7 protein-coding genes are annotated in these 13,765 nt (G+C 42.3%); 3 read left to right on the top strand and 4 right to left on the bottom strand.

Annotated elements, in window-relative coordinates; genetic code table 11:
- Positions 1 to 18: 18 nt before the first annotated feature.
- Both QFZ51_RS09095 and QFZ51_RS09090 read right to left on the bottom strand, forming a co-directional pair.
- A complete protein-coding gene (locus QFZ51_RS09095; RefSeq protein ID WP_429045237.1) occupies positions 19 to 1,095 on the bottom strand; it encodes a FecR family protein in 1,077 nt (358 codons plus the stop codon).
- An 85-nt stretch (positions 1,096 to 1,180) separates the two neighbouring features.
- Positions 1,181 to 1,750 (bottom strand): RNA polymerase sigma-70 factor, encoded by a 570-nt coding sequence (locus QFZ51_RS09090; protein ID WP_370909602.1) that lies wholly within the window; start codon positions 1,748 to 1,750, stop codon positions 1,181 to 1,183.
- A 189-nt stretch (positions 1,751 to 1,939) separates the two neighbouring features.
- Here QFZ51_RS09090 and QFZ51_RS09085 point away from each other — a divergent pair, with 189 nt between their 5' ends.
- The 3 genes from QFZ51_RS09085 to QFZ51_RS09075 are packed head-to-tail and all read left to right on the top strand — an operon-like array spanning position 1,940 to position 10,249.
- Complete coding sequence (locus tag QFZ51_RS09085) at positions 1,940 to 5,284, top strand: RHS repeat domain-containing protein (protein WP_429045235.1); 3,345 nt, start codon at positions 1,940 to 1,942, stop codon at positions 5,282 to 5,284.
- A 10-nt stretch (positions 5,285 to 5,294) separates the two neighbouring features.
- Positions 5,295 to 9,743, top strand: coding sequence for a DUF6443 domain-containing protein (locus QFZ51_RS09080; RefSeq protein ID WP_429045233.1), 4,449 nt, complete (start codon positions 5,295 to 5,297; stop codon positions 9,741 to 9,743).
- 2 nt (positions 9,744 to 9,745) lie between these two features.
- Positions 9,746 to 10,249 carry a hypothetical protein gene (locus QFZ51_RS09075; RefSeq protein WP_429045231.1) on the top strand — a complete coding sequence of 168 codons (504 nt, stop codon included), beginning with the start codon at positions 9,746 to 9,748 and terminating at the stop codon, positions 10,247 to 10,249.
- 58 nt (positions 10,250 to 10,307) lie between these two features.
- On the opposite strand, the gene QFZ51_RS09070 is transcribed toward QFZ51_RS09075, so the two are convergent.
- Together QFZ51_RS09070 and QFZ51_RS09065 are read right to left on the bottom strand one after the other, a co-directional pair.
- On the bottom strand, positions 10,308 to 12,665 hold the full coding sequence (locus QFZ51_RS09070; protein WP_429045230.1) for an ABC transporter permease: 2,358 nt from the start codon (positions 12,663 to 12,665) through the stop codon (positions 10,308 to 10,310).
- A 566-nt stretch (positions 12,666 to 13,231) separates the two neighbouring features.
- Positions 13,232 to 13,633 carry a hypothetical protein gene (locus QFZ51_RS09065; protein WP_429045228.1) on the bottom strand — a complete coding sequence of 134 codons (402 nt, stop codon included), beginning with the start codon at positions 13,631 to 13,633 and terminating at the stop codon, positions 13,232 to 13,234.
- Positions 13,634 to 13,765: the final 132 nt, after the last annotated feature.

Genomic DNA, 13,765 nt, shown 5'->3' with positions numbered 1-13,765 from the left:
TTTTTCATAACGGAAATATTACTGGTTAATAATAATTTCAGTACCGTGGATGGTATAATTAAATGCGGCAGTCATTTGTAATGCCTGCAACGCCTGTTGAATATTTTCCTGTGCAAACACGCCCGTGAACCGCAGCTCTTCTTTCTTTTTATCTGCAAACTGAATAGTTACCCCATACCAGCGTTCCATGCGGGCGGCCAGCGATGCAAATGACTCATCACGGAATACGAGTTTATTTTCCATCCAGGAAGTTTCTACAATGGCATCTTCTTTTTCAGCATAGTAAGTAAGATGCTTTACCGCCATCACCGGATCATTGGTTTTTACCGTGTGTAAAGAGTCATCTGATACCAGGATTTTCTCTGTGGGTTTCAGGATGATCCGTTCACCGGGACGGCTGGCGAGGGAAGCTTCAATGCTGCCCTGCAGCAGTGTGGCTTCTGTCATTTTATCTCCCGGGTAAGCCTTCAGGTTAAACCGGGTACCCAATACTCTCACATCCATGCGGGCAGTATGGATAATAAAAGGATAATCTGCGTTTTTAGCGATATCAAAAAAAGCTTCGCCGCTAAGGTTTACTTCGCGGTTGCTGTTGCCAAAATCTTTGCTGTAGGTAAGTTTACTGCCGGCGTTGAGCCATACATGTGAGCCATCGGGCAATTGTATAGAAGTGCGGGAACCGTTGCGGGTGGATACTTCGCTGATGGCCGGTGCATGTACCGCTTTTCCCGCAGGCCACCACCAGGTGGCTGCTGCAATGAGGATGCCGGCAACTGCAGCGGCAGCCAGGTAACGCAGCCATGGACTTCTTGTCCGGGTTTCCAGCTGGAAAATGGCAGACTGCTGTTCTTCTGCAGATAAACCAATAGCTATCCCCTTCTCCTGCATACGGCCAATAAGACGGGTATGCGCGTCCTCTCCTTCTGCCCTGTCGGCCGGATCAGGCGTGGTTTTCCAGATATCTGTAATGGCTTCCACGGGAAAGTGAAGATCAGGGTAGGCACGCAATAAACCTTCCAGTTCCTGCAGTTCTTCTGCAGATGCTTCTCCGGCCAGTTTCCTGCCAATCAATTCCCATACGCGCTTATTATTCATAACGTTTCGATAGCTACTCTGTATTTAGGTACCATTTGAAATCAATATCTACTAAAGGAAACAAAAATATTTTCCGGGCGGGGTATCAGCGGGAGGATTTCTTCAGCTGCACATTCAATACCCTGGCTATTTTAGCGAGGGCAACAGCCAGCTGGTTATCAATGGTTTTAACGGATACATTCAGGATTTCCGCTATTTCTTTATATTTCAGGCCATCTTCACGGATCAGCTTAAAAATGATCTTGCAACGGGGCGGCAGTCCTTCAATGGCGGCCTCAATGCGTGAGAGCATCTCTGCCGTCAGCAGCATTTGCTCCGGGTTCTGGTGCGGGCTTGCCAGCTCTACAGATAATTCATCAATGGTGATAGCAGACTGCTTCTTTTGTTTGAGCAGGTATTTCAGCGAGGTGTTCTTTACGCTTACATAGAGATATACCTGCAGGTTATTCACGTTTTCCAGCTGCTGGCGGCGCTCCCACAGGCTGATAAACACATCGGATACTACTTCTTCGGCTGTTTCGGCAGACTTTACAAAAGAGGTGGCAAACTTCAGCAGCGGCTTATAGAAGCGCAGGAACAGTTCCCTGTACGCCACTTCGTCGTCGTATGAGCTGATACGACGCTGCCATTCCTTTATTTCGTTTGCGTGGAACATAAAGTGAAAAGTGATTAGCTGCTTCTATGGACAAAGTAAAGAAAAAAAACAATGCGGGCGTGGGATGAGGGTGGTTTAATCGTTTTTAGAAGATCCTTTGTCCCAAAAAAATACAAGAGGAAGAAATTATAATATTATATTGGTGAAGGAATTATACCCTACCCTTTTATTTGTTAACTGATTTTTTATATGTATCCCTATAAGTTACGTTCTTTCCTGACCTTTTTTGTTTTATTCCTTTGTGTTGGAACTATTGTGAATGCCCAGGATTCCCTGTACCGGGGTGCAAAGGTAATTCCTCCATCGCCTACGTCGGCATCACTGGGGAAATATGGTAATACACCAGTAAGTTTGTACAAAGGCACTCCTAACATTTCCATTCCAATGTACAACATCAGTACTGCCGACCAATCGCTGGACATTGGACTACAGTATGATGCCAGCGGAACAAAGGTAGCCCAGGATGCTTCTCTGGTAGGATTGGGATGGTCTTTAAATGCCGGAGGCGCCATTACCCGGGTGGTACGACAGGGAGATGATTTTTCCGGGCATGGATATTATAATTATGCCGCTTTACCACCAAATACTACCGGCAACGATTATGCGTATGATCCCGCCCGCGAAAACCTCGACAGAGTATATTTTGATGATGTTTATCTGAATCAGGCAGATGCTGAACCTGACGTTTTCAGTTATAATTTTGCCGGTTATTCGGGAAAATTTGTTTTAGGAAAAAGAAATGCCGGTTCCATTGTTTTTTATGATGATAAGAACAATATGGATCTTGTATATATTAGCGGGCATTGGGAGGCAACCGATGCGAAGGGGTATAAATTTTATCTGGGCACTCCTGAGCATACACAAGATTATAGCAGATCTTCTCCGGTTGAGCTGACTTCTTTCAACGGAATAAATGGCCTCAACATGAGCATTAGCTCATTTCCCGTAACAGCGTGGTATATCGATTCCATTGTAGCGCCTACTGGTGGAAAAATTACGTTTGAATATATACTCGGCAAAAGCCTGAGCCTTGTGCAGCAGAGTGAAACTCTACAGAAGCTGGGAGGAATAACCCCTGGTTCAAGCGGTTGTTCTCCTGAAATTTACACACAGTTTCAGAGTGAGCAACATTCTTATGACGCAAGCCGCCAGGAATTGCGAGATGTGTATTTAAAACGGATTAATTATATCAATGGCTCAGTAGAAATGAAATACTCGCAGCGGATGGACATTGAATATCTGGCTGACCGTTATCCTGAACAAATAGTACCATCGAAACTGGATAGCATTATCGTAAAGAATGCTATAGGTACAAAGTTAAAAGCGTGGTCGTTTTACTACAACTATTTTAACGGATCATCGATACAAGGGCGGCTAAAGCTTGATTCTATCGTTGAATCAGGTGGCGCCGGAGAAAAAAAGCCTCCTTATGTATTTAGTTATTATGACCTTGGATTGCTACCAGACAAATACAGTAAAGCCGTAGACCACTGGGGATATTATAACGGAATTAATAATTCCACATTTCTTCCGACCAGTGTGTTTATCAACGCTCCATCTTCTTTTTATGGCGCGGACAGAAGTGCCGACACCTTGCATATGTATCCAATGAACGGGGTATTGTCCAATATAAAATACCCCACAGGAGGCACCACCAAATTTGAATATGAGCTAAACGATTATTCTAATCTCCATGGTGAGCAGGCGTATAGAACTATTTCCAATTCTGCCACTGTCCGTGCCAATCCTGACATAAATCCTCAAGGAGACATTACAGACGTAACTTTTCATATCCCTCCGCCATTAGGCGAACCATATCATCAAATACCTATTACTATTCAATGCAGCTATCAGAAAGTAAATCCTAATGTAAGTGACATTGTCAGCCTTGGATACTCCAACTTCTGGAGAATCAGACCTGATAATAGTTTGGAAATTATAAGCGGATGTACATCCGCCAATTATAACCAACCCAATCCGAGCCCTGTTTTTACGAACAGGAACGTAGACAGCGGCAATTATAAAATACACCTGCTCTCTACTTCCGGGTGGTCATTTTTTATGTCTGTTTCCTGGGAAGAAAAGGAACCCATCCCACTTGATAACCGTAAAGGTGCCGGCATCAGGATCATGAGAATAACAGATGATGATGGCATGGGCACCAAGCGGGTAAAGCGCTACACCTATAAAGGTGACGACGGGAAATCGTCCGGTGTTTTGATGACACCTCCGTTATATGCCTGTCATTACCAAGTGGGCGGCACCGAGTATTATATTGGTATTGGAAATGTATCCAGTTGTAATTTAGTGGCTGATTTTAACGCAGTTCTTGCACAACCCGGGCTTGTTCCCGGACTGTCATCAAAATCCGGCGTATTGGGATATACGAAAGTCACCGAGCTAGATGGCGAAAACGGAGAAAATGGGAAAACTACTTATTACTACCACAACAATGAAGATGCGGTAACCTTGTTCCCAAGCACTCCTACTGTTGGCGATCCATTAAATGGCAAACCCGATTCCGTAATTGTATACAACGCTAACGGGCAACCGGTGAAAAGAAATGATTACACCTATCAGGTAAAGGAAAATGACATTCTAAAGGGCATTAAAATATGGAATGTTATTGCTGCTGAGTCACCAGTTTATTATTATAAGATGAAATATTACGACAATATTTCCAGCTGGACCGTACCAGTTACTGAAAAGGAAACATTGTTTGATGGAACACGCCAGTTGATCACTACTAAAAAATATTATTATGACAATAATACACATAGGTCTCCAACCAGGATAGATATTGATCAAAGTGATGGCCGGCAAATGGTACAAAAGTTCAAACGCCCTGGTGATTATCCGGCAACTACTACTCCATCTTTTGCAAATCAAATGAAAAGTGTACATCTGATCAGTCCCGTACTGGAATCACAAACCTTTATTCAGAATGGAGCAGATACTAAATTACTTGGCGGCACCTATACCAGTTATAAGAAATATAACAGCAGGTTTTTCAAACCTGAAATTGTATATAATATTGAGACCGCAGAACCAGCGACCAATTTGCAGGAATCATCTTTTGCATCCAATGGTACGCCTGTCATGCACCCCGCCTATAAAGCTCAGGCTTACTTCGATGTTTACGACTCGCTCGGCAATGTTCAGGGACTTCATAAAAGCAATGATGCAGCTGAAACGTACTTATGGGGTTACAAGTCAACCTATCCTTTGGCAAAGATCACCGGAGTGGATTATAATACAATTAAACCGTATATCAATCAAAGCCTGTTGAATAATCCTGCGAGTGACCAGCAGCTGCGGGATCATCTGGCAGCTCTGAGGCTTCAGTTCCCTGCAGCGCTCATTACTTATTATACCTATCTTCCACAGATAGGCATAACAAGTGAAACTGATCCTACAGGAAAGACCACTTTCTATGAGTATGACGGGCTGGGCAGATTAATAAGAATTAAAGACAGCGATGGCAAAATACTCAAAGTGTTCAACTATCAATATCAGCAACCTATATCTCAATAACACCCGGTATATGTGTAATACTTTCTTAGGATTCGCATCCCCAATTTTTGTTGTTTGTTTACTGGGAACCGGATTATTATATGGTCAGGTCCCTACATCCAGCCAGCCTCCGGCAGCGACACCAATAGCTTTACCAGCGGTCTACACAAATACCGCTATTAATTATATACGAACCTGGGAACCTTCCATGCCATCCTCTGATCCGGCCGTAGTAACGGCAACGGCAAGAACAACCGCAGAAGTAAAACAGTCGACCCAATACTTTGATGGACTAGGAAGATTAGTTCAAAGCGTGGCAAAAGGGGCCAGTGGCACAGGAAAGGATCTTGTATCGCCCGTGGTGCATGATGCATTTGACCGTGAGGTCTTAAAATATCTGCCCTACGCCCCTCAATCCGGAAATACGAGTGACGGGAAATTCAAGACCACACCATTTGCAGCGCAACAGACCTTTTATCAGAACAGCACGCTGCTTCCAGGTGTAGCTGGAGAAAAAGTGTTTTATGCCAGAACAGATTATGAAGCATCTCCACTAAACAGGGAGCTTAAACAGTATGCACCTGGTAACAGTTGGGCAAAGATCGATGCCGCCACAGGTGAAGTTGGTGGTAATCTCCCTGTAATAATCTCGCAGCAGATAAATACGCTTGCTGATTCTGTCAGATTATGGAGAATGATTCCTGGATCAGCTATCCCTACCACTACTGCCATATACGATGCAGGACAATTATACAAGAATATAATTACAGACGAAGCAAAAAACCAGGTAGTTGAGTACAAGGACAAAGCCGGCCGGGTCATACTAAAAAAGGTTCAACAACTGGCTGCTATCGGTACTGCTCACATGGGATGGTTATGTACCTATTATATATACGATGACCTGAATAATCTGCGTGTCGTGGTCTCCCCCCGGGCAACGGCAGCTATCACAGGCAACTGGAGCCTGACTGCCGCCTTGATGGCAGAACTATGTTTTGTTTATCGATATGATGAAAGACAGCGGATGATCGTAAAGAAAATACCTGGTTCAGACTCCACCGAACTGGTATACGACGTGCGGGACAGAGTTGTATTCTCGCGTAATGGTAATATGAAAGGCGAAAATTGGTTAGTTACTTTTTACGACAATATAAATCGACCTGTTATGACAGCCTTATATAATTCGGCTGCTGAAAGATCTGCATTACAAAGTACCATGAACAACGCCACTTCCAATACGCAAACATTGCCTTATACTTTCCCTGCAGCAACAGACCTTGTTCTGAATAACCACGACGGTACCCCACTTTACCAGGCAACACAGAGCATTACCATGACGGATGGCTTTGATACAGGCACCGGCATGGAAATGACAGCAGAGATCAGTGCCACTGCCAACAATGGAATTATATCCCTTACTATTACCAATCCATTACCGAATATTCCAGCTGCTTCGTTAACACCACTTACCTATCTTTTCTATGGAAATTATACTTTCCCCGGAAAACAAAACTATGTTGCCGGCGATAAGGACAAAGTAGAAGCAGGCGGTAATCCCTACCCGGAAGCATTACCGGCCACACCAGCAACAACAGTAAATGGTATGCTCACCGGTACAAAAACCAGGATACTTGGCACAGATCAATGGCTTACTACTACGAATTACTATAATACTAAAGAAAGATTGATACAGTCAGTATCCAATAATATTACCGGTGGAACCGAGGTTAACACCAACCTCTATGATTTTAACGGAAAGCTACTGAGTAATTATTACCGGCATCGCAACCAAAGAAGCAGCGCCACCCCGCAAACTACTTTACTAACAATCCTCGTCTATGATGCTACCGGCAGGGTTGCCAGTATCAAAAAACGTTTAAACGATGTGGTGTCCCAGGAGAAAACCATTGAAATGAATGCTTATAATGAATTAGGGCAACTGGCAAGTAAACGATTAGGTATTAATGGGTCAGGACAACTCGAAACATTAAATTACGAGTACAATATCCGTGGATGGCTCAAAAGTATTAACAAAGGCTTTGTAAACAGCGACCAAAGCACTGCCAACTGGTTTGGACAGGAATTAAGCTACGATTACGGGTTTGATGGGCCACAATATACGGGCAACATTGCCGGAGCGAAATGGAAAAGCAAATCGGATGGCAAAGCACGCGCTTATGGATATAGTTACGACAAAGTAAACCGATTGACAGGGGCAAATTTTACAGAAAACAACAGCGGAGTCTGGAATCGTACTACCAATGATTTTTCTGTTAGTAACCTCTCCTATGATGCAAATGGAAATATCAATACCATGAACCAATCCGGGAAACGGGGTAGTTCTTCAGGAGTAATCGATCAGCTGACTTATACCTATCAAAGTAACAGCAATAAGCTAATGAAAGTAAAGGATGTAATTCCTGTTTCCACTGATAAACTAGGTGATTTTGAAGATGGCATCAATACCAACGATGATTACGCATATGATGCAAACGGAAATCTGATAAAAGATGAAAACAAGAAAATAAATACCATTAGCTATAATCATCTCAATTTAGCAGAAACAATAGCTATCACAGAGAAAGGGGAAATTTCTTACTTATATGATGCTAATGGTACAAAGCTCAGAAAGATAGTTGCAGACAACACTGGCACGATTAACCGAATGATTACCACCGACTATATAGATAATTTTGTATATCAGAATGACACACTTCAATTTATCGGTCATGAAGACGGCCGTATACGGCCGGTGTACGTTGTCAATCAACCTGTCAGCTATTGGTATGATTACTTTCTGAAAGATCATCTTGGCAATGTAAGAATGGTTCTCACCGAACAATCCGATCTTTCAGTGTATGCCGCCTCTATGGAAACGGCAAATGCTGCTACTGAAACCCAGCTATTCAGCAATATTGACAATACCCGTATTGCCAAACCTGCAGGTTATCCAGCCACAGACAGCAGTAATAAAAGCGTAGCTAAGTTAACACCCACCGGTAATGGAAAAAAAACAGGGCCATCACTCGTACTCCGGGTAATGGCTGGTGACACTATTGCCGTTTCTACCAATGCATTCTATAAATCCACTGGTCCCCAAAAGGATAAAGCGCCTTCTTCTGCCACCAATATGCTGGCAGATCTTATACAGACTTTCGGTGGTAACGCAGCCACTACAGGCACACACGGAAACTCTAATGCAGGATTGTCGGCACCATTTACCAGCAGCTTCTATAACAACGACTATCAGCAATTGAAAGAAAAAGAGCCTGATCAGCAAAACCCCGATAGACCCAAAGCTTATCTTAATTTTGTTTTGTTTGATGATCAGTTTAAATTAGTGGAAGAAAATAGCGGTGTAAAGCGGGTAACTGCATCTCCCGATGAGTTGCAGAAATTGATAAAGGACAAGATGCCCATAAAGAAAAGTGGATTCCTGTATGTATATACCAGCAATGAAAGTAACCAGGATGTATATTTTGACGATGTGGTGGTAACCCAGGCATCGGGTCCATTACTAGAGGAGACGCATTATTATCCGTTTGGGTTAACGATGGCAGGGATTAGCAGCTCCGCTATTAAAGGGCCTAACTATCCGGAGAATAAATATAAATACAACAAGGGGGCTGAACTACAAAATAAGGAGTTTAGTGATGGTAGTGGTTGGGAGATGTATGCTACGCCAATAAGAAGCCTTGACCCACAGTTAGGCAGATGGTGGCAGGTAGACCCCAAGCCAGACTATGCACAGAGTTTATACTCTGCAATGTATAATAATCCAATTAGCTTTAATGATCCATTAGGTGATACCGCGAGAATACAATTTAGGACGGGATTTTTGGGATTAGGTGGTAGAAAGAAAGTAGATTATAATGGAGGGAAATTAACAAATACAGACGGTTCTGCTTATACTGGTAAAGTAAAGGGGTTCTTAAAGAAAGCTGTTGCTGGTTTAAATAAAATTTCTTCAGGGGGACCTACCGGAAAGGGTTTGATAAATGATATTGTGAACAGTAAAGAAACAGTAAACATTATGAAAGGCAGTAATAGTTTTAACGCAAATGATAACGCAACAGGAATGACAAATGTGGTGCGTTGGACCCCAAGTAGTACAAATGGTGGGCCTGATGCCTCTTTAAATCAAAACAGACCTGCTTTTATTGGATTAGGGCATGAATTAGCTCATGCTGACGACCAGATATCGGATGGTAAAGTTGATTATAGTACTTGGTACACCACTTCTGGAGGGATTAATATACCTAAGGCTGAAATTTATTCTACACACATTGAAAGCCTTTTGCGAGCTGAGAACGGAATAAATTTAAGAGCTTTTTATAGTATAGGGCAGAATGCGGCAGGTGCGCCTATTGGAGAGGGTAGCGTATTAATACCTGGAACTAGAACAAATGCAAACTATCCAATTATCAGTAATATGTCTTTTTCACCGTTCGGATTAATCCCGATACCTTATACTTATTGATTATGAGAATCTGTATATTACTATTATTATTTAGTTTGGGCATAAGCCTAATGAGCAAAGCGCAGAATGATATTGATACATCACATAAATTTAGCGTAATCTATCTCCCTTCTTATTATAAAGAGAAAGGAGTGATTTTTAATAAAGATTACGTTGTCGGAGTTGAAATGCAAAATTTTAAATTAAGATATACGCCGACAAAAGACGACATAATAAAAGCAGAACAAATTTTCAATCAAAAGCATAATGAGGCACAAAAAGCAACTGTTGATACCAAAGTATTTTTTTGCCATTGGGTAAGACAATACGTGGGGTTTATAGATACTAATGGTGATAAGAATATTCTTTTACAACTTATTGACAATACAAAAGCAAGAAAAATAAATCGGTTATTGGGAAAAAATTGGGAAACTGTTTTTACCATTATGCTATCAGATAGTTTTTATAGTGTAAGCAAAAGGGTCAGGATTAATATAGATAGAAGCGAAATATCAGATAAACTATAACTATACCGTTAAAGAAAAATTTTTTCTCGCTGATCAATTCAGGGCTCCCCCCATCTATCTACTCACTTCTCAAACTCTTTACAGGATTCACAATAGCTGCTTTTACAGACTCATAACTCACTGTTATCCACGCTATGGTTAATGCCGCTAATGAAGCCATCAGGAAAATAGCCCAGCCAACATTTACACGATAAGCGAAACCGCCGAGCCACTTATTGGTGGCAAACCAGGCAATGGGTATTGCAATTACAATGGCAATCAGGATAAGCTTTGTAAATCCTGTTGATAACAGATATACTACATTGAATACAGATGCTCCCAGCACTTTTCTAACGCCTATTTCCTTAGTGCGTTGCTCCGCCATAAATGCCGATAGGCCATACAAACCCATACAGGAAATAAAAATGGCTATCATCGCAAATACATTAAACAGGCTACCCATTTGTTGCTCGCCTTTGTATAAATTATTAATGTCCTGGTCAACAAAACCGTAAGAGAAGGGGAAAGCGGGATTAAGCTGTTTGCTTATTTTCTCCAATGCCTGGATGGTGGCTGCCGCTTTTCCGGGTTGGGTACGCACCAGCACTATTCCTCCATTCCATTTATTGAACGCAAGGATCATTGGCTCAATGGCCGTTTGCGCCGGTTTATAATTAAAATCCTTTACTACGCCTACAATAGTTCCTTTATCGCCCGAAAACGTAAGTGATTTACCAATGGCCGCCGCCGGGGTCATCCCCATAATTTTTGCCGCTTTTTCATTAATCACATAATTACCTGAGTCAGCAAATTCGGTAGCAGACAAAGCCCGTCCGCTTACCATTTTCATTTGAAGAACGTCGAAGAAACCCTCCGTTACCCATGTTTTTGAAAACCAGATGTTCTTATCCTGCAAGGCCATTCCCTCCCACTCTATCCCGGTGGTGCTGCTCGTCAGATTGGATATTGGATCGGTGATAGCAGTAAAATTTGCAGTAAGCGGGTTCGCTTTGAGCTCCGCGTTCAATGCCAGTTGCTTGTCTCCCATTTCGCCGGTCATCGGCATATAAAGCAGGTTCGATTTATTAAAACCGATATCCCTGTTTTTGATATAATTCAATTGTTTGTATACTACAGCCGTGCCGGCGAGTAATGCGATCGAAACAACAAATTGCATTATCACTAACCCATTACGAAAATATAGATTCCCTCCACTCATTTTCATGCTTCCCTTCAGCACCTCCACGGGCTTAAATCCGGATAGAAATAAAGCAGGATAACTGCCGGAAACAAGCCCTGTAAATAATGCGATGCCGAGCAGCAATGCGATTAATTTTCCATCCAATAGTTGTATAGAAAGTTCTTTGCCTGCCAGGTTATTAAAAACAGGTAGCAACAGGCATACAATGCCAACAGCCATTAACATGGCCATAAAAGAAATGAATAATGACTCGCCGAGGAACTGACCGATAAGTTGCCCGCGACCCGCACCTACCGCCTTTCGCAAGCCCACTTCTTTTGCCCTGCGTTCCGACCTTGCGGTAGCCAGGTTCATAAAGTTGATACAGGCTACCGCCAAAATAAACAACGCAACAATAAAAAATATGTTTACATATTGGATATTGCCCTGGCCGGGCAAATTAGTTTGGTAATCAGAACGCAGATGAATATCAGTTAAAGCCTGCAGTTTCATATCAGGTTGATTTTCCTTTACGTGCTCTCCAAAAATTTTATTTACTTGCCTGCTAAGGCCGGCCAGGGCGGCCGGCGTAGCCTTGAAATTTTCATCAAGTTGTACATAGTCATAGAAATCATAACTAGCCCAGATGTTCCGGCGTAAACGCCAATCGGTCTGTGCAATGGCAGACAGCGGCATAATAAAATCAAATTGCAGATGCGAGTTTGCCGGAATATTTTTGAGCACGCCTGTAACTTCTACATTATCTTTGTTATCCCTTTTTAAAATTTTCCCAATTGGATCTTCATTGCCAAAATATTTCTTAGCCATATCTTCCGTAATTAAAACAGCATCAGGCCGTATTAATGCGGTTTCGGCATTTCCGTTTAACAGGGGAAATGAGAATACCTGCAACAGGGAAGAATCGGCATAGAAGACGGCTTTTTCTTCAAACTTTTTTGTACCCGTTTCAAAAACGGTAGGAGTAGGCTGACTAAAGCGTACAAAGTTTTTTATAGCAGGAATTCTTGCTTTAAGTTCGGGAACCATGGGCCCGGAATTTGTTGCACCACCAGCCGTAAGGCGGTAGATAGTACCCGCGTTTTTATGGAATTTGTCGTAGCTCAACTCATGCTGCACCCAAAGCAAAATGAAAATGCTGCAAGCCATGCCAATGGCCAATCCTGCAATATTAATTGTAGCGAAGGCCTTATGCCGGACGATGTTTCTGAAAGCAATCTTGAAATAGTTCTTTAACATGGCTGTTTTATTAGGTTTCCAGACTCCCTGGCAGGAATGCCCAAAGAAATGCCAAATAACAATTCATTATTACTTGATTTTTTATAGATATGGTATTTATTTAAACTGTCCGTTTATGAACTGGGGATGTTCACTTTCAGGAGATGATAATGCAGCTAATACTTCTCCCATACTTCTTGGATACTTCTCGGATACTTAGGAGTCGTGTATGTGTCGTATTCCCCATATATTCCCCATATAGCCCCCTTACATTCATGATACACTCCCCATACACTCATGATACACTTCCCATACACTCCCTATACACTATGACTCGTCCTGAAATAAGGTCACGTCCTGAAATAGGTTTACACTTTTGTTAGATAATCCTGTTTAAAATTTACAATATAAGTGTTAAATCTGGAAAAGGTTTATGTTGCGGCGGCATAATCCGGTAAAAATCGGCAAAAACGGCGGATTTGTTTTTCCATGGTTTCACACGTCCATACCTTTATGTTGTATTCCGGGATATAACATTGTACGATCAGATGGGAAACGCTTACTGGCGCGGGTTTTAACAACTGTATTTATACCTCCGTACGGAATACAAGCAGGAAAACAACACTGAAATATCCCCACACCAGTGAAAACAGGATATGCACAGTAGTTTCAAACCGTTTACCCTTCCACAACAACGGCGAGTAAACAAAGAACTGGAAAAGCAGCCGGCATAACCAGAATACAAATAACCCAAACGCCAGCAGATGCCCCAGGCGGGTATGCAGGATGTCGTGGGTTGCATAAATACATCCTATCCCCATCAGCAACACCATCAGCGCAATAAAAAAAGTATGCACATACATGATCTGCCTGCTCAAAAGACTGATCGCCGTGAACTCCTTCTTCCAGTTAAAATACCGCGGAAAGAAAATATGTATCAGCGATAATAGCACCAGTATATAACCGGCAATTTTAAGATGCAATTCCATTCTTTTTCAATATAAAGGCCGACAAAAAAGGGGTGATCTTCTTTTCTTTTACGACGATCAGGCCTGCGTTGTTGAATGCCCGATTCCAGGCAGTACGCGAAAAGAAATGCAGGAACCCGATCGTATATGCGA

The organism is Chitinophaga sp. W3I9, assembly GCF_050434025.1.
In the GTDB taxonomy this organism is placed as follows: Bacteria; Bacteroidota; Bacteroidia; order Chitinophagales; family Chitinophagaceae; genus Chitinophaga.
This window is presented reverse-complemented; position numbering and strand designations above follow the sequence as displayed.

Bases quoted from the DNA above. Each gene is read 5' to 3' on its own strand.
- QFZ51_RS09065 (WP_429045228.1), bottom strand. From the start codon at position 13,633: ATGGAATTGCATCTTAAAATTGCCGGTTATATACTGGTGCTATTATCG.
- QFZ51_RS09085 (WP_429045235.1), top strand. From the start codon at position 1,940: ATGTATCCCTATAAGTTACGTTCTTTCCTGACCTTTTTTGTTTTATTC.
- QFZ51_RS09090 (WP_370909602.1), bottom strand. From the start codon at position 1,750: ATGTTCCACGCAAACGAAATAAAGGAATGGCAGCGTCGTATCAGCTCA.
- QFZ51_RS09095 (WP_429045237.1), bottom strand. From the start codon at position 1,095: ATGAATAATAAGCGCGTATGGGAATTGATTGGCAGGAAACTGGCCGGA.
- QFZ51_RS09075 (WP_429045231.1), top strand. From the start codon at position 9,746: ATGAGAATCTGTATATTACTATTATTATTTAGTTTGGGCATAAGCCTA.
- QFZ51_RS09080 (WP_429045233.1), top strand. From the start codon at position 5,295: ATGTGTAATACTTTCTTAGGATTCGCATCCCCAATTTTTGTTGTTTGT.
- QFZ51_RS09070 (WP_429045230.1), bottom strand. From the start codon at position 12,665: ATGTTAAAGAACTATTTCAAGATTGCTTTCAGAAACATCGTCCGGCAT.